The 17,839-nt window shown below is 46.7% G+C and carries 10 protein-coding genes and 1 pseudogene; 10 read left to right on the top strand and 1 reads right to left on the bottom strand.

The genetic code is table 11. The features are described 5' to 3' along the window. Positions 1-49 precede the first annotated feature (49 nt). Positions 50-940 (top strand): SDR family oxidoreductase, encoded by an 891-nt coding sequence (locus ASG93_RS17730; RefSeq protein ID WP_056833873.1) that lies wholly within the window; start codon positions 50-52, stop codon positions 938-940. Positions 941-946: 6 nt separating this feature from the next. On the opposite strand, the gene ASG93_RS17725 is transcribed toward ASG93_RS17730, so the two are convergent. Beyond that, positions 947-2,614 (bottom strand): GMC family oxidoreductase, encoded by a 1,668-nt coding sequence (locus ASG93_RS17725; protein WP_321166690.1) that lies wholly within the window; start codon positions 2,612-2,614, stop codon positions 947-949. A 131-nt stretch (positions 2,615-2,745) separates the two neighbouring features. On the opposite strand from ASG93_RS17725, the pseudogene ASG93_RS36405 reads away from it, so the two are divergent. The 9 genes and pseudogenes from ASG93_RS36405 to ASG93_RS17680 all read left to right on the top strand — a co-directional run. Then, positions 2,746-3,498, top strand: a pseudogene (locus tag ASG93_RS36405) (ThuA domain-containing protein); the annotation flags it as partial. Continuing rightward, positions 3,478-4,611 (top strand): aldose epimerase family protein, encoded by a 1,134-nt coding sequence (locus ASG93_RS36400; protein WP_082614949.1) that lies wholly within the window; start codon positions 3,478-3,480, stop codon positions 4,609-4,611. The pseudogene ASG93_RS36405 and the gene ASG93_RS36400, both read left to right, overlap by 21 nt. Before the next feature lie 1,124 nt (positions 4,612-5,735). Beyond that, positions 5,736-6,761 carry a LacI family DNA-binding transcriptional regulator gene (locus tag ASG93_RS17710; protein WP_056833872.1) on the top strand — a complete coding sequence of 342 codons (1,026 nt, stop codon included), beginning with the start codon at positions 5,736-5,738 and terminating at the stop codon, positions 6,759-6,761. A 32-nt stretch (positions 6,762-6,793) separates the two neighbouring features. Beyond that, the gene (locus ASG93_RS17705; RefSeq protein WP_056833871.1) at positions 6,794-7,678 is read left to right on the top strand and encodes a carbohydrate ABC transporter permease; all 885 of its coding nucleotides are present in this window, start codon (positions 6,794-6,796) and stop codon (positions 7,676-7,678) included. Next, positions 7,668-8,498: a carbohydrate ABC transporter permease gene (locus ASG93_RS17700; protein ID WP_056833870.1), complete on the top strand. Its 831-nt coding sequence runs from the start codon at positions 7,668-7,670 to the stop codon at positions 8,496-8,498. Before ASG93_RS17705 ends, ASG93_RS17700 begins: the two co-directional genes overlap by 11 nt. Before the next feature lie 100 nt (positions 8,499-8,598). Continuing rightward, a complete protein-coding gene (locus ASG93_RS17695) occupies positions 8,599-9,948 on the top strand; it encodes an ABC transporter substrate-binding protein (protein WP_056833869.1) in 1,350 nt (449 codons plus the stop codon). Between the two features lie 92 nt (positions 9,949-10,040). Then, on the top strand, positions 10,041-13,754 hold the full coding sequence (locus tag ASG93_RS17690) for a TIM-barrel domain-containing protein (RefSeq protein WP_056833868.1): 3,714 nt from the start codon (positions 10,041-10,043) through the stop codon (positions 13,752-13,754). Further along, positions 13,751-14,377 carry a thioesterase II family protein gene (locus ASG93_RS17685; RefSeq protein WP_056833867.1) on the top strand — a complete coding sequence of 209 codons (627 nt, stop codon included), beginning with the start codon at positions 13,751-13,753 and terminating at the stop codon, positions 14,375-14,377. Before ASG93_RS17690 ends, ASG93_RS17685 begins: the two co-directional genes overlap by 4 nt. Positions 14,378-14,533: 156 nt before the next feature. Further along, on the top strand, positions 14,534-17,815 hold the full coding sequence (locus ASG93_RS17680; protein WP_056833866.1) for a TIM-barrel domain-containing protein: 3,282 nt from the start codon (positions 14,534-14,536) through the stop codon (positions 17,813-17,815). Positions 17,816-17,839: the final 24 nt, after the last annotated feature.

Below are 17,839 nucleotides of genomic sequence, written 5' to 3'. Positions count from 1 at the left end.
TTGTGTTCCGTAGAATACTTTGAAAGTAACAAAAGATGGAGGAACGATCATGTTTTCAAACTACGGTAAAGTAACGAAGTTTGAGGATTTACCCATTCAGGCTCCTTTACAATATCAACCTCAGCAGCCAGGAATTGAATCCATTATGATTCCAAGACCCATTTCTGAGAATATCAATCATATCGGAACCGGAAAGTTGCAGGGCAAAGTGGCCATTATTACAGTCGGGGATAGCGGCATAGGGCGTGCAATCGTCTATTTGTTTGCCAAGGAGGGCGCGGATATCGTCGTCGTCTATCTCAATGAGCATGGAGATGCCGCGGAAACGAAAGCCAGAGTCGAGCAGATAGGCCGAAGGTGTTTGACGATTGCAGGGGATATCGGTTATGAAGACTTTTGCCGCGAGGCCGTGGGGAGGGCTATATCCGAATTCGGGCGCATTGATATTTTGATCAATAATGCAGCCGAACAGCATGTTCAGAGCAGTATTGAACATATTACTGCCGAGCAGCTGGAGCGTACATTTCGAACTAATTTCTTCTCATTCGTTTATTTTGCCAAAGCAGTCGTTCCCTACTTAAGGCCGGGAAGCACGATAATAAACACAAGCTCTGTTACGTCAATGGTTGGCTTTGAACAATTAATCGATTATTCAGCGACCAAGGGAGCGGTTAGTGCCTTTACCCGGTCGCTAGCGTTATCTCTTCTCAAAAGAGGAATCCGAGTTAACGCTGTCGCTCCCGGTAGAACATGGACCCCACTCATTCCTGCATCACTTCCTCCAGAGATGTATATGACGTTTGGCAGCGATAATCCCATCGCAAGGCCGTGTCAGACATTTGAACTTGCGCCGGCCTATTTATACCTGGCATCCGATGATTCCAGCTATGCCGTGGGGATAACCCTTCATGTCAATGGTGGAGAGTATTTAGCGTTTTGATCACGATTATTCAAGCTGTTTGATGATATAATCTGCCGTCCGGATTGCCAGAGCAGCGGTTGTCAAGGTAGGATTGGTCGCTCCAATAATGGGGATGACGCTGGCATCGGCAATATATAGGCCAGGTACACCATGAATTTGTCCATACCGATTCGTTGCCGAAGTGTTCGGGTCATCGCCCATCCGGCATGTTCCAGACTCGTGATTATCTGTTCCGATCGGCATTAAGCAAAGGGCGGGAGCACCGTTCATCGTGGCTATGTCTACGTGCATAGCTGAGGAAGCCTGCAGTAAGGCGGCAGACATCTGCCTAATAATTGCTTCATCCTTTTCGCTATACGAGAAAACGACTTGCAACTCTGGCATCCCGTAGTAATCGACCCTCTTAGGATCAATAAAGACTCTGTTTTCGTAACGCGATTCTACCTCGCCGGAAGCGCCGTAAAAGCTGATTTTCCATTCGTCCTTGATCGGCTTTTTTTCGTACTGATAGTCAAAAAATTGCTCAGGACCTTGAAGCTGCAGCTGATAGGGGTGACCCATATGCTCCGGAATGAGTATTCCCAATACGCCTAATGGCTCGGAGAAACCTTTGGTATTCACGCTTGCGGTGGCGATCATGTACGAGTGATTAACCAAATAATGGCCGATTGCTTTTCCAGGAATCCTTGAGTTGAGCAAGATTCGCGGGGTTTGTAAGGAGCTTGCCGATAGGACGACTGTTTTGGCCCTAATAAAATAGGATTTCTTATCCGGGGTCATCACACGAACTCCGGCTGCTTTTCCGCCATCCGTAACGACTTCTGCGGCATAGGTATTAACGGCAAGGTCAAAAGGACGAAGGGCCAATGCCCGGGCCAGTAAAAGAATCGTACTGAAAAAAACGTTCGAATGAATTTTTCCGAAACGGGTTTGATCCAGATCAGCGGCGACTGGAATATAGTCTGCATCGTAGTATCCGTTTTCCTGAAGCCTTCTCAGAAGAATTTGGGTAATTGATGAATCCTTAGCATAGGAACGCGTAACACTCATAATTTCTTCGGCAATACTGTAATACAATTCCATCTCTTGAACGGAAACAGGCCATTTTGCTATTACGTGAGCAGGCATTCGGGGGGTGATCGCTCCCCAAAGCAAGGTTCTTCCCCCTAAAGCATAAATCAGCTTCGCACCGGGAAATTGCGGGAGTTTATCTCCAATCGGATCGGTTATTTGATAAGGTCTCAAAATTCTAAAGTTATCTCCATTTATTGTAGCTATATTTGCTACATGGGTAGGCGAGTAAATTTCTCCTCGTTCGATGATCCCAATCCGTTTACCATTGTTCCCCCACTGTTCGGCCAATCGCCAGAGAGCAGCTCCTCCTCCCGCTCCTGTGCCAACAATGAGCACATCGTACTCCGTTTCCGCCATCTGTTCAGCGGAAATGTGTGGAATCCAATCGCGAAGAAAATCCGGTTCAGGTACAGGCGGGCAAAATTCACCAAAGATTCTGTTTTCGGCTTCCGCCATGGTTGGGGAAGGAAGATTGACGCGCTCTCCCGCGATGATCTTATCAGGATGGTCAATCTGCGGATTCGCTGACATCATATGCAATAATCCGATCTGATATTTATGTGAAATGGTAAGAAGGGTATCTTCCTGATCGGCAACGTATATTCTCAATAGAATCACTTCCCTTTTAAATCAAATATATGCTCAACATAACTATGTTAATGACGTTGCCTCTATGAATGAATGATCGGGATAAGTCGTTTTTGCATAAGAGTCACCAATATTTCTTATTAGAATGGAGGGATCAATCGATGAAAGTAAGGATAGGAAGCGGTCCGACATTCGAGATGAAACCCATACAGGTAACGATTTGGAATGAATTTATTCATGAGCGAGCGGACCCGCAAGTAACACGCATTTATCCTAATGGCATTCATCAACAAATTGCTGCAGGCATTGGACCGTACGGATTCCAAATTCGAACGGCAACATTGGATCAACCGGAGCATGGACTATCGAAAGAGGTGCTTAAACATACAGACGTTTTGATCTGGTGGGGGCACGTTGCACATGAGCAGGTGGCCGATGAGATTGTCGAGAGGATTCAGGCAAGAGTGCTGCAAGGCATGGGGCTCATCGTCCTTCATTCCGCACATCGATCGAAAATTTTCAAGAAATTGATGGGGACTACGTGTGATCTGAAGTGGCGAACAGATGCCGAGCGGGAAAGACTGTGGGTTGTCGACCCTTCTCATCCGATAACCGAAGGAATCGGCGAATATATCGAACTGCAAACGGAAGAGATGTACGGTGAATTTTTTGATATCCCAGCACCGGAAGAACTTATTTTCATCAGTTGGTTTCAGGGCGGGGAAGTATTCCGCAGCGGATGTGGGTATCAACGCGGACTAGGGAAAATTTTTTACTTCCGACCAGGACACGAAGAGTATCCAACGTACCATAACAAAGACGTTTTGAGAGTTATAGCGAACGCTGTACGTTGGGCAGCGTCGCCTCACGGAGCTGAACCTGTTTATGGACACATGCTGCCGCTTGAGAAAATAAACAGAGGAGAGTTTCCCTTGCCCGATCAAGGGAAAGCGGCTCCCGGCAGTATCTCTAGTCAATATTTCGGCAAAACTCCAGAAGGCGAGCCCATTTATCTGTACACCTTAACGAATAAGAACGGCATGCAAGCCGCAATTATGAATTACGGTGCTATTATGCTGACCCTCAAGGTACCGGATCGAAATGGAAATCTGGAAGATGTCCTTCTTGGCTATGGGACGCTGGAAGATTTTATACGTACAGGAAATAAGCCCTATTTCGGGACTGCCCTCGGCCGGTACGCCAATCGCATCGCAAACGGCCGCTTCACACTTGACGGTGTGAGCTATCAGCTATCCGTAAATGAAGATCACAATACACTTCACGGCGGGAAAAAGGGATTTAACAAAAAAGTTTGGGCAGCGGAGGAAGTCTATCATGATGACTCTGTCGGACTCGCTATGTATTATGTGAGTAAAGATGGAGAAGAAGGGTTTCCGGGAAATCTTGCGGTAAAACTTGTATATACCCTGACGAACGATAATGAATTGAGGATGGATTACACGGCCACGACGGATAAAAGGACTGTTGTGAACCTTTCCCAGCATAACTACTACAACCTAGCAGGCGCAGGTAACGGGGATATTCTTGGTCATATCGTTATGATTAATGCAGACCGGTTTACTCCGATCAAGGAAGGTCTCATCCCGACAGGCGAAGTGAGGAGTGTCGCAGGTACACCGCTCGACTTTCGTAATCCAATGACTATCGGCGCCCGGATTCATAGCCAAGACCCGCAAATGAAATATGCAAGAAATGGTTATGATTTCAATTATGTTTTGAATCAGACCGGAACTTCAATGGGGTTGGCAGCGAGGGTGTATGAACCGAATTCAGGCCGCATGATGGAGGTTTATACAACGCAGCCCGCCATTCAGTTTTATTCAGGTAATAACCTAGATGGAAGTGATATCGGAAAAGGAGGGAGCGTATATAAAAAGTACGGTGGGCTCTGTCTGGAGACTCAACATTACCCTGATTCTCCGAATCATCCAAATTTCCCTAGCACCGAATTGCTTCCAGGTCAAATTTACAGGGAGACATCCATCTACAAATTTTCTATCATGTAGCAGAGGCCTCCAATTCTACAATTATAGTAGGATTGGGGTCTTTTTTGTGCCCTTTTATTTGATTTATTGTAAATAGATGTATTTTTCATTTGTCAGTAGATAAGACTTCCATGCCGCGTTGCGGCACCGCTGATGAATGAAAATATTAATCTTCAGGGCAGAAAGTATAAGCTTTATTACTCTTCGCGTCATCAGTCTTGACAAACGCGCTCGTCCCTGAAGGACGACGGAGTCGTTCATCCTTGTAAAGTATAAGTTTCGAGGTAGAGCATGAGGATACTCCTTTTCTAATTTATTTGGTTTGGTAATATGGAGAGAAGGAATACTAGCGCACAAAAATTGTGCTCAAGGTCGTCGGATCTGTCGCCACCGGACGCTAGCGTACAAAAATTGTGCTCAAGGTTGTCGGATCCGTCGCTACCAGACGCTAGCGCACAAAAATTGTGCTCAAGGTCTTCGGATCCGTCGCTACCAGACGCTAGCGTACAAAAATTGTGCTCAAGGTTGTCGGATCTGTCGCCACCGGACGCTAGCGCACAAAAATTGTGCTCAAGGTCGTCGGATCTGTCGCCACAGAGCGCTAGCGCACAAGGTAGTGCTTCTTTCAAAAAATCCTATTGTAATTTTGCTTAACTTTAAGTGAATTATCCATTTATCAGGTTGTGAAGTACACGCCGCATTCTCTGAAAATTCATTTCCGGAGCATACGGCTATTTTTTAGCTTTATTTAAGAAAGTTAATTTATTTGGGTTAGGGGGCTTGAGCTTACTCCTTATTTTATATGGATTGCTATAGACTTTGCTAATGCTGAGTGAAATAAAGGATAGTGACATGATGCTTCGTTAGTGAATGTAGCACAAAGTGCAACAACACGCGGACAAGCAAAAGCATATGGTCTCGCGTGTTGTAGCCTACTTTGCATCAACATTTATAAAAACTCTCTCCCGAAGACGGCGAAAGCCGTGTTCCTTGGTAACCTATTTCAAAATAGACATCAAAAATAATTTAGTTAAACGCATAACTGATAAATCAATTTAATTGTAAAAAGATAGCGCTATCATATTGTAATATGGGCAATTGTATCTTATAATCTAGTTAAACGTGTAACTAAAGAGGGTTGAGGAATGAAGAAACCAACAATTAAAGATGTGGCTAAAGTCGCAGGTGTTTCAGCAGCCGCAGTGTCCTATGCATTAAACGGCAGAACGGATAAAGTCTCCAATGAGACGATCGAGCGCATAAAGAAAATTATTGAAACCTTAAACTACATACCTGATTTCTCGGCGAGAAGTTTAGTCAAAAACCAATCCAAGCTGATTGGCATCGTGATTCCACAGACAGAATCCCACAAGCAGCTTATCCTTGAAAACCCTTTCTACAGCGAAATGATAAGCGGCATTGAGGGCAAGCTTCGTGAGTATGGGTACCACCTCTTGTTATCTGGCGTTAACCAAGGGGAAAGTTATCTGGATTTATCCGTTCAACGTAATCTGGATGGTGCCATTATGATGGGTATTTATCCGGAACAGTTTTATGACGGTTTTAAGAAAATTAATATTCCGATTGTCCTTATTGATAGTTACATTAACGATAGCTACTTCAAGCGAATCGGCATTGATGACGAATACGGCGGATATTTGGCTACGAAGTATCTGATTGATAAAGGCCACTCCAGCATTGGACTTGTGACTGGAGCGATTCGTAAAGACGGTGTTGTCGAGAAGCGTTTTCTGGGCTACAAACGTGCGATTCGTGAAGCGAATTTCTTTTATAATCCGGACTATGTGTTTGAAGATTCCATGAGTTATGAGCATGGTATGGCTGCAGGACAGCTCATCGCAAACAAGTTTCCCGAGATCACAGCTGTATTTGCTACGGGGGATATGGTTGCATTTGGGGCGATTCGGAGCTTGGTGGACTTGGGGAAAAGAGTTCCGGAAGACATCTCCGTCATTGGCTTTGATGATATCACGATGTCGAAGATGTTTATCCCGCCACTCACAACAATCCGGCAAAATATAACTGAAAAAGGCGCTATTGCGGCCGAACATCTCATCAACATGATTCAAGGCGGTGTGGAGCAAGAAGCGAATGAAATTATGCTGCCGCTAACGATTGTGGAGAGAGCAACAGTTAAAGCCAAGGAATAATTAACTCGTAGAAACCGGAAAAGGAGAACGTCATGGTCGGACAAAAGAGATTTTCCAAAGCAGTTGTTATTATCGGATTTTTATTACCAAGTTTAGCGGGTTTGTTTCTGTTCCAACTCATCCCGATGCTTTCATCTGCGGTCATCTCCTTTACGAATTGGGATTTGTTAACCCCGGCGAAGTTCGTTGGGCTGGATAATTACACCGAAGCTTTGCAGGACGAGAAAACGCTTACATCATTGATGAACATTCTTCAGTACATTCTTGGTTACTTGCCCTCTGTTCTTGCTTTTGGTTTATTGTTCGCGGTTTTACTGAATAGGAAGCTAAGAGGTATTAAGCTTTATCGGATCTTCATCTTTGTACCAGTCATCACCTCGTGGGTAGCTGTTTCCATCGTATGGCGCTGGCTGCTGAATGGTCAGAGCGGACTCATTAATTACTTGCTGTCACTAATTGGAATTCAAGGACCTGTATGGCTGCAGGATTTTGTATGGGCGATGCCCTCCATTATCGCGGTTAGTGTATGGAAGGATATTGGCTATGTGACCGTCATACTTCTTGCGGGGCTGCAGGATATTTCGGACGATTATTACGAAGCGGCGACGATTGATGGCGCAGGAGGGTTTGGGCAGTTTTTCCGTGTAACGCTGCCACTGCTTACGCCTAGTATCTTTTTCGTACTTGTCATATCACTCATTAATGGCTTCCAGCTTTTTGATCAAGTGCTAGTTATGACAGGCGGCGGTCCGGCAGGGCAAACGAGCACACTTGTGCAGCAAATTTATGGGAATGCTTTTCAAAGCTATAAAATGGGCTTTGCCTCTGCGCAGTCATGGATCTTATTCGTCATTATTTTCGCCGTCACCATCGTTCAGCAGCAGCTCCAGAAAAGGTGGGTTACCTATGACAGATAAATATATGCCGTATCGGAACTTGCTTTCACATTTCATATTGATTGTGGCGGCTATCATTCTCATGTTTCCTTTCGTCTGGATGCTGTCGGGTTCCTTTAAGGATAACTTGGAAGTCGTCAGAATGCCGCCGAATTTAATTCCCGATACGTTTAGATTCAGCAACTACGTCGAGATTACGAAATACTTTCCGATTTATCGCTTTTTGGGCAACAGTGTAGGCGTTTCTTTAGTGACGACGGCAGCTCAGATCGTTGTGTGTGCGATGGCTGCATTTGTTTTTGCTAAAATACCGTTTCGAGGCAGGGAAACTCTTTTCGTTCTCTATTTGATCACGATGATGATTCCTATGCAGGTGACGATGACGCCGCTCTTTATCGTGTTTCAAAAACTGCACCTGACGAATACATATCTCGGTCTCATTTTGCCAGGAATCTTCAGTGCTTACGGGACTTTCCTGCTTCGACAACACATCATGACCATTCCTGATCCGTTGATTGAGGCGGCAAGAATGGATGGAGCTACTTATGTGAGGGTGTTTGTGAGCATCATTCTTCCGCTTAGTAAACCTGCTCTTGCAACACTAGCCATTTTTGCTTTCATGGCTTCGTGGAACAATTTTTTATGGCCGCTAATTATTACGAGCGATAAGGAGTTGATGACACTTCCGATTGGACTAAGCAAGCTGCAGGGCAGATGGGCGACGGAGTGGAACATTTTGATGGCGGGTAATGTGATCAGCTTTATACCGATTTTCATTGTGTTTTTGTTCGCATCGAAATACTTCATTAAGGGAATGACCATGAGTGGCGTTAAAGGATAATGAGAGGGGTGATGGAGGTCGTTTGGGACGTATGTGATTGAATTGGAAACGACAATGGTAAGTTAACTGAAGAAAATTCAAAAGAAGAGAGGGTTTAAAGATGGTTACTAAAAAAACGGGTTGGGTCGTTGCGTTAAGTGTGGTTGTTTCTCTTGCAGCTGCGGGGTGTGGAACGGATACGAAAAAAGAAACTACGTCAACGCCGAAACAAGAACCGACGGCAGCTGCAACGGCAGCAGCAACACCAGAGACGAAGAAAGAACCAGTTACCCTCAAGTTCATGCAGTATACCGCAAGCGGTTCGCAAGAACAGACGCTCGGCGATATGGTGAAAGCATTCGAGTCGGCCAACCCAGACGTGAAAGTCAAAGTGGATATCGTCGACTACAATAACTATTATACGAAGCTCAATACACAGCTCGCATCGGGGGATGCACCTGACGTATTTGAGGTTGGTTACGAAAACTTCGTCTCTTATGCAGCCAAAAATACACTGAAAGACTTGACGCCGATCATTGCGAAGGACACGACGTTCAAGCCGGAAATCTACAAAGGTCTTGCCTATGACTCTTTCAAGTATAGCGGGAAGCAATACGGAGTCGTAGAGTCCTTTTCAGACGTAGTTCTTTTCTATAATAAGGACTTGTTTGACAAAAAGCAAGTTGAGTATCCGAAGGCGGATTGGACGTGGAAGCAGGAGCTGGAAGCGGCTCAAAAGCTCACTGACGCCAAAAGCGGAGTATGGGGAACCTACTCGCCAATTCAATTCTATGAGTTTTACAAAACAATTGCTCAGAACGGCGGAGGCATCTGGAGCGCAGATGGCAAACCTACTGTAAACAGTAAAGAAAATATTGAAGCCTTGAACTGGATGTTGGATAAAGCGAAAAAGTATAAAGTGTCTCCAGCGCTTAACGATGATACTTTCAACCAGCCAGATGCTGACTTAAACGCATTTAAAGCAGGTAAGATTGCTATGCTGCGTGGCGGAATTTGGAACTTTGGCCGCTTTGCGGATGCCCCGTTCAAATGGGATATTGCATTAGAGCCTGGTAATACGAAAAAAGCGCATCATTTCTTTGCGGATGGCCTTGTTGTTTCTGATAAAACGAAAAATGCGGAAGCGGCTTGGAAATTTATCAAATTCATGTCCTCCGATCCATCTGTTGTCAGCAAACGGATTGAGAAGGGCTGGAGTGTACCGGCTGTTTCGGATGAAAAAGTCATGGAGGCTTATTTCAAGCAAACGCCGCCAGCTTCGAAGAAAATCGTACTTGAAGCATTGAATTCACTTGTACTGACGCCAGTTGGTCCGATTCCGGACAAATGGAACGATTTAACTAAAGCGATCGGCGACGAGCTGGATAAAGCGAAATTGAAATCCGATTATACAGCGGAAAAAGCGCTTAATGAAGCGCAAGCTAAGGTTGAAAAACTAGTAACCAAATAACGTAGTGCGGACATAGAGTCGGCAGGGAAGGGGCATTGTTGCGGCAACGGCCCCTTTCTCATTCATACACATGGGATGGAGTAGGAGGATTTATGGTGCAAACAATAGATTTAAATCAGAATGTTAAATACTTTTTAGATGAACAAACAGGTCAGATTACGATCTCAGGGCAGCTTGCCACTTTTCGAGATATGGCCTTTTTGAGTTATGCGCTTATTCAGCGTGGTGAGGCGGAGCGTGTATTGCCTGTGCTGCGTTTGATGAATAGCGATCAATTTAAGGGAGAATTGGCATTAACGGATCTAGCGCTCCGGATATGGACTTTCGGTGAATATCTCAAGGTAACGGAAGATCAAGATTTCAAATTGGAGATAGAAGGGATTATCGAAGAAACTACCTTGCTTCTAGATAGCAATTGGCAGAAACCGCAGCCTCATTGGCTGCAGCAGGGGAACGAAGGTATTTATTTGAGCCATTTGGCGATGTACTTCGCTGCCGTTCAAGCGAATATTCAGAACGGAGTTGGCGAACGGGGTGTGCGTTTACTGAAGGCGATTCGAGATCTTGTCTTTGCGAGTTTCATTAAAGAGGGCCGAGTTGTTAGCGAATTGGGTGATACAGCGATTCATGGAGATATCATCACGGCAGCGATTCCTTTCGGTATGTTGGGTATTGAAGACCGTATTTTGATCGAAGCGTTGTATAAACTGGAAGAAACACTTGTTAGTAAAGGTGTAAGATTCAAGGCTAGCGACACCTTTTATGGAGGCTGTGAGCGAGCTGACCTGACCTGCTTGTTGGCATGGTATTACGCTAAAAAAGGGGACACGGTTCGGGCGAAAAAACTGCTCGCTCATGTGGAGACGCTTCAGAAGGAAGATTCGAAGCTGTATGAGGTAGATGCTTCTACAGCCAAAGAGCCTTTACTGCTTACTTATTGGCGTGAACACGCAGGGGAACCACCTGTCAGTACATGGGGGGGCGTACTGTTGGAGCTTTCACAGGCTGCGCTTGTATCAGGTGATGTCCGTAGTGACAGCTTGGACAGCGTCAATCTGGTGCATCAACCGACGGGTTGCGATGACCCTTACGTTATCCTGCCTTACGAGCGGTTTCCCCGTCATCCTGAAGCGGGGGATTCGGTGCTTGTGCGCCTCCTGACTCAGCCTTTTCAGGTGAGTCAGGTTGTGACCGTGCGGGCCGCCGTTAATGGCATTCCGGCGGCCGAAGCCGTGAGCGCCGTTATGAAAGTGACGGACGGCGGGGAAAAGGTCTGGGAAGCGCAGCTGGGCCCTTACCTCGCAGGCGACGAGGTCAGCTATGCTTTTGCGCTTCAGAGCGGAAGCAAGTCGCTGAATTCAGCGACTTACAGCTTTCAAGTGCGGACATGGACGGCGCTGGAGCGCGTCCATGGGCTGTACGAGACGACGGATGGCTTCGTCGTCGAATTGGCTTACGGTGCGGAGGACACCCGCACCGCACAGCTGTCTTTCCGCGCCGACAAGAGCGGCGCGATTAAGCTGACGTTCGCCGCAGACGTCGAACGCTTGCAGGGCGCGCCGGCGCAGCGGGCGGCGCTGGCGGTTGGACGCGCACGGCTGGAAGCTGAGGTGCGCGGAGGCAAGCTTGCGCTCGCGCTGCGCAGCGCGGAGGGCGTGCTGATGGAAGGCTTCGCCGCCGAAGGGAAGCCGCTTATTGAGGCTTTAACCGATGGCTCGGGATGCCTGCATAAGCTTCGCTTGAACTTGAAAACAAAGCCGGAGCAACGCTGGTTCGGCATGGGGGAACGTTTTTCCCATTATGAGTACTCGGGTCAGGAAGTCGACCAATATGTGTACAATCAGTACCGGGATCAAGGTTTGAAGACTTACATGCCGGTTCCTTTTGCTATATCTTCCGGCGGGTATGCGATCTTCGTGGACACGGCACTGTATTCAACTTTCCGCTTTCATACTCGCTTATCTGATCTTGTTGAAGTGGAAGCGGACGTATCTCCTGTGAGTCAACAGTTGGTTGCGTATTTATTTGCGGAAGAGCCGCTTACGATGGTTGGACAGTTTACACATCTATCGGGTAAACCTGTATTGCCGCCGAAGTGGTCGTTTGGACCTTGGATGTCCAGCAATAACTGGGATTCCCAGGCAGAGGTTTTGAAACAGGCTGAGTTAACAGCGAAGTATCAGATCCCGTCTACCGTGCTAGTTATTGAGCAATGGAGTGACGAGGCGACGTTCTATATTTTTAACGATGCGCAGTACAATGTCAAAGACGGTAATCAACCGTTTCACTATGATGAATTCCAGTTCCCTGAATGGGGGCGTTGGCCGAATCCGAAGGGGATGGTCGAAGAGCTTCATGAGCAGGGTTTGAAGGTGCTGTTATGGCAAATTCCGATTCATAAACATATGTATGGCGTGGCTCACGGCCAGCGCGATCAGGATGAAATTACTCTGTTAGAGCAAGGTTACTGTGTGAAAACGGCGGATGGGGAGCCGTATACATTGCCTTATAACTGGTTTAAGGATTGTCATATCATTGACTTTACGAACCCGGAAGCAGCGAAATGGTGGTTTAATAAGCGCCAATATCTCGCAGATGAAATCGGTGTGGATGGCTTCAAAACAGATGGCGGCGAATTCGTCTTCGGTCACGATCTGCAGTTCTATGATGGTTCTACAGGCCGCGAAATGCGCAATTTGTATCCGAATTTGTATGTGGGCAGCTATTATGATTTCATTCAGCAGTATGCCAAAGACGGTGGCATTACCTTTAGCCGGGCGGGCTACACCGGAGCGCAGCGGTACCCGATGCACTGGGCTGGCGACGAGCGTTCGACCTTCCAAGCCTTCCGCTCTTCGATGATTGCCGGTTTATCCAGCAGTATGTCGGGCATTCCATTCTGGGGTTGGGATCTGGGTGGCTTTCATGGGGACATTCCGGCAGCGGAGCTGTTTATAAGATCCACCCAAATGGCCGCTTTTTGCCCAGTGATGCAGTATCATGCCGAAACGAAAGGCGAGTTCAATCAAGATCGAACGCCGTGGAACATCGCTGAACGAACCAATCAGCCGATTGTTATCGATTTATACAAAAGGTACGCGGACATTCGGATGAACTTATTGCCTTACATCTATGATCAAGCGATTCGTACCAGCCGAACGGGGCTGCCTATGATGCGTGCCATGTCCCTTCAATTCCCTGCTGATCCACATTGTACCGAAATGATTAGTGAGTATATGTTCGGAGAAAGCTTATTGGTTGCTCCCGTTACGGAAGAAGGTCATGGTGCTAAGGAGATTTATTTCCCGGAAGGGTCATGGTTATCTTTGTTCGATCAAGATGAGGTCCAAGGTCCTTGCCTGATGAAAGTTGCTGCACCTTTGGAAACGATCCCTGTTTTTCAGAAACAGGATAGTGTCATTGCGCTCAATCTAGCTGAGAATTATTCACTTGGCGATCATGTGGGCAATAGCGTAAACGGCTATGAGCATTTATGTTTCAGGGTTTATGTTGCGGGTGAGCTGCAGGCAGAGTTTGAGGATGACCTAGGCAATCGTGTGATCATTTCAGCAAAAAGAGTCAGTGGTCAGATTCACTTGCACTGGTCAGGCAGTCTTAGCCATAATCAACCAATAACCTTTATTTTACATCAACCAGATGGCGTATCCTTCGTTTCGAATTCAGAAACGGAATTCTCACCAGTCGATCATGTGGAACAACTGCTTCCGGGTCATTTTTTGAATAGCCAAAAGAATCTGCTCATTACTGTCCAGGAATCGGCAGGAAGTCTGGTGATAGCGCAGTGATTTTGTTCGGGTTCCCTCACTGTGGAGATCACACAAAGTCGTACCTTGCTTGGAGCAGAGGATTACCCGCTCGTGTTAGGTTCCAACATATTGAACTGAGTCAAGCCCGATTATCCATGCGCGAGGTTTCCTCTGAGCTGTGGGAGCATGCTCTGAACGAGACCTGTCAATACGTCAAGCAGCAGGTTATGCCTGGTGAAGAATATGTGTTTATCGGCCACTGCTGGGGCAGCTTGCTTGCCTTTGAGGCCAGTCATCGCTTGAAAGCAGAAGGCATTGTGGAGCCACGGCACTTATTTCTATCTGGCTGCAGCGCCCCGCATCTTCTCAGGCCCCGCGGTGTACTGAATGGCATGAAGGGGGATGCATCTGAGATTGGTTGCCTGCCTTTGGAGGAATATCGCGGTCAGGTCAATCGAGAACCGCTTCGTGCTAGGTTCAGTGTTTTTACAGGTAAGAAGGATGAACATGCGCTAGTTGATCATTTGTCAGAGTGGAGCCGTTATACCGCGAAAATATGCGATGTGCACGTTTGCGAAGGCGACCATCGATACTGGCAATCGGATTCAAACAAATGGCTGCAGCTCGCACAAACGATTGTGGAAAGGGAATATCTGATGTAATCATGCGGCGGTCGCGATTGAATAAGGATCGTGGCCGTCAAATATTGAAAGGGGGGATGCTTGGAACATAGCACATGGCGAGGAATAACAGTTGTTGGAGCATTCTAAGTCGTTTGTGTTTAGCAAACAAATTTCGGTACGAAAGGGGAAACGTTTATGTATGTAAGGAAATTATCTGTACCATTCCGATTTTCTCTCTCTTTTTTGCTCTGCTTCAGTCTCTTCGTCCCCTCTATTTATGCCATTGACGGTGTTTATCATGCGCCAAACGGAATCGATGATCTATACGAGATTCAGGCGACGGAGCGTAGTCCAAGAGATCCCGTTGCAGGCGACACCGTGTATATCAAAATTACGACGTGGCCCATTGAATCTGGACAAACGGCTTGGGTAACCTGGACGAAAAATGGTGTCAATCAAGCTGCTGTCGGAGCAGCTTACAAATACAACAGCGGCAACAACACTTACTGGGAAGCGAACCTTGGCTCTTTTGCTAAAGGCGATGTGATCAGTTATACCGTTCATGGCAACAAAGATGGCGCGAATGAGAAGATGATCGGACCTTTTACTTTTACAGTAACTGGATGGGAGTCCGTTAGCAGTGTCAGCTCCATTACGAATAATACGAATCGTGTTGTGCTGAATGCAGTACCGAATACCGGCACTTTGACGCCGAAGATCAACCTTTCTTTTTCAGCGGATGATGTGCTTCGTGTACAGGTTTCTCCAACGGGAACAGGAACGTTAAGCAGTGGGCTTAGTAATTACACGGTTTCGGATACTGCCTCAACCACATGGCTTACAACCTCCAAGCTGAAGGTGAAGGTGGATAAGAATCCTTTCAAACTTAGTGTGTATAAGCCTGATGGAACGACCTTGATTGCCAGTCAATATGACAGCACCACGAATCGTAACATTGCCTGGTTAACCAATGGCAGTACCGTCATTGACAAGGTAGAAGATCATTTTTATTCGCCGGCTTCCGAGGAGTTTTTTGGCTTTGGCGAGCATTACAACAACTTCCGTAAACGCGGAAATGATGTAGACACCTACGTGTTCAATCAGTATAAGAATCAAAATGACCGCACCTATATGGCAATCCCTTTTATGCTAAACAGCAGCGGATATGGCATCTTCGTAAATTCCACGTATTATTCCAAATTCCGGTTGGCAACCGAACGCACTGATATGTTCAGCTTTACGGCTGATACAGGGGGTAGTGCTGCCTCGACACTGGATTATTATTTCATTTACGGAAATGATTTGAAAAATGTGGTGGGCAACTATGCTAACATTACCGGTAAGCCAACAGCGCTGCCGAAATGGGCTTTCGGGTTATGGATGTCAGCTAACGAGTGGGATCGTCAAAGCAAAGTGAATACGGCTATTAATAACGCGAACACCAACAATATTCCGGCAACGGCAGTTGTGCTTGAACAGTGGAGTGATGAGAATACATTTTACATTTTCAATGATGCCACATATACCCCAAAAACGGGCAGCGCTGCGCATGCCTATACCGATTTCACTTTCCCAACAACTGGGAAATGGACGGATCCAAAAGCGATGGCAGACAATGTGCATAACAATGGGATGAAGCTGGTGCTCTGGCAGGTCCCTATTCAAAAATGGACTTCAACGCCTTATACCCAGAAAGATAATGATGAAGCCTATATGACTGCTCAGAATTATGCCGTGGGTAACGGCAGTGGAGGCCAATACCGGATACCAACAGGACAATGGTTCGAGAACAGCTTGCTGCTTGATTTTACGAATACGGCCGCCAAAAACTGGTGGATGTCTAAACGCGCTTATCTGTTTGATGGTGTCGGTATCGACGGCTTCAAAACAGATGGCGGTGAAATGGTATGGGGCCGCTCGAATACCTTCTCAAACGGTAAGAAGGGCGATGAAATGCGCAATCAATACCCAAATGAGTATGTGAAGGCATATAACGAGTACGCGCGATCAAAGAAGGCTGATGCAGTCTCCTTCAGCCGTTCTGGCACACAAGGTGCACAGGCGAATCAGATTTTCTGGTCCGGTGACCAGGAGTCAACATTTGGTGCTTTTCAACAAGCTGTGAATGCAGGGCTCACGGCAAGTATGTCTGGAGTTCCTTATTGGAGCTGGGATATGGCAGGCTTCACAGGCACTTATCCAACGGCTGAGTTGTATAAACGAGCTACTGAAATGGCCGCTTTTGCACCGGTTATGCAGTTTCATTCCGAGTCTAACGGCAGCTCCGGCATTAACGAGGAGCGTTCGCCGTGGAACGCGCAGGCGCGTACGGGCGACAATACGATCATTAGCCATTTTGCCAAATATACGAATACGCGCATGAATTTGCTTCCTTATATTTATAGCGAAGCAAAGAAAGCAAGTGATACTGGCGTTCCGATGATGCGCGCCATGGCGCTTGAGTATCCGTCGGACACGAACACGTACGGTTTGACGCAGCAGTATATGTTCGGGGGTAATTTACTTGTTGCTCCTGTCATGAATCAAGGGGAAACAAACAAGAGTATTTATCTTCCGCAGGGGGATTGGATTGATTTCTGGTTCGGTGCTCAGCGTCCTGGCGGTCGTACAATCAGCTACAATGCCGGCATAGATGATCTACCGGTTTTTGTCAAGTCAGGCAGCATTCTTCCGATGAATCTGAACGCGCAATATCAAGTGGGTGGGACTATTGGCAACAGCTTGACGAGCTACACCAATCTCGCATTCCGCATTTATCCGCTTGGGACAACAACGTATGACTGGAATGATGATATTGGCGGTTCAGTGAAAACTATAACGTCTACAGAGCAATATGGGTTGAATAAAGAAACAGTGACTGTTCCAGCTATTAATTCTACGAAGACATTGCAAGTGTTTACGACTAAGCCTTCTTCAGTAACAGTAGGGGGTTCTGGGATGACAGAGTACAATACTTTAACCGCCCTAACAGGAGCATCGACAGGCTGGTACTACGACGCGGTACAGAAATTCACTTACGTCAAGCTTAGCTCAAGTGCATCTGCCCAATCCGTTGTGCTAGATGGCATCAACAAGGTGGAATACGAGGCTGAATTCGGCACGCAAAGCGGTGTTTCTACGAACACGAACCATACGGGTTATACCGGTACAGGGTTTGTGGACGGCTTTGAGACCCTTGGAGACAATGTAACTTTTGATGTTTCCGTCAAAGCCGCAGGTACTTATACGATGAAGGTTCGGTATTCCTCTGGTGCAGGTAATGGCTCAAGAGCCATCTATGTGAATAACACCAAGGTGACGGACCTTGCCTTACCGCAAACTACGAACTGGGATACGTGGGGGACAGCTACCGTCAACATCTCGCTGAGTGCAGGTCTTAACACGGTGAAAGTCAGCTATGATGGTACCAGTTCACTCGGCATTAATCTCGATAACATCGCGATTGTAGAGCAATAAATAGCAGGGAGGGCATGTCCCTCC

The sequence above is a fragment of the Paenibacillus sp. Soil787 genome (assembly GCF_001429545.1).
Classification (GTDB): Bacteria; Bacillota; Bacilli; order Paenibacillales; family NBRC-103111; genus Paenibacillus_E.
Note: the sequence above shows the minus strand (reverse complement) of the source record. Positions and strands in the feature narration are given on the sequence as shown.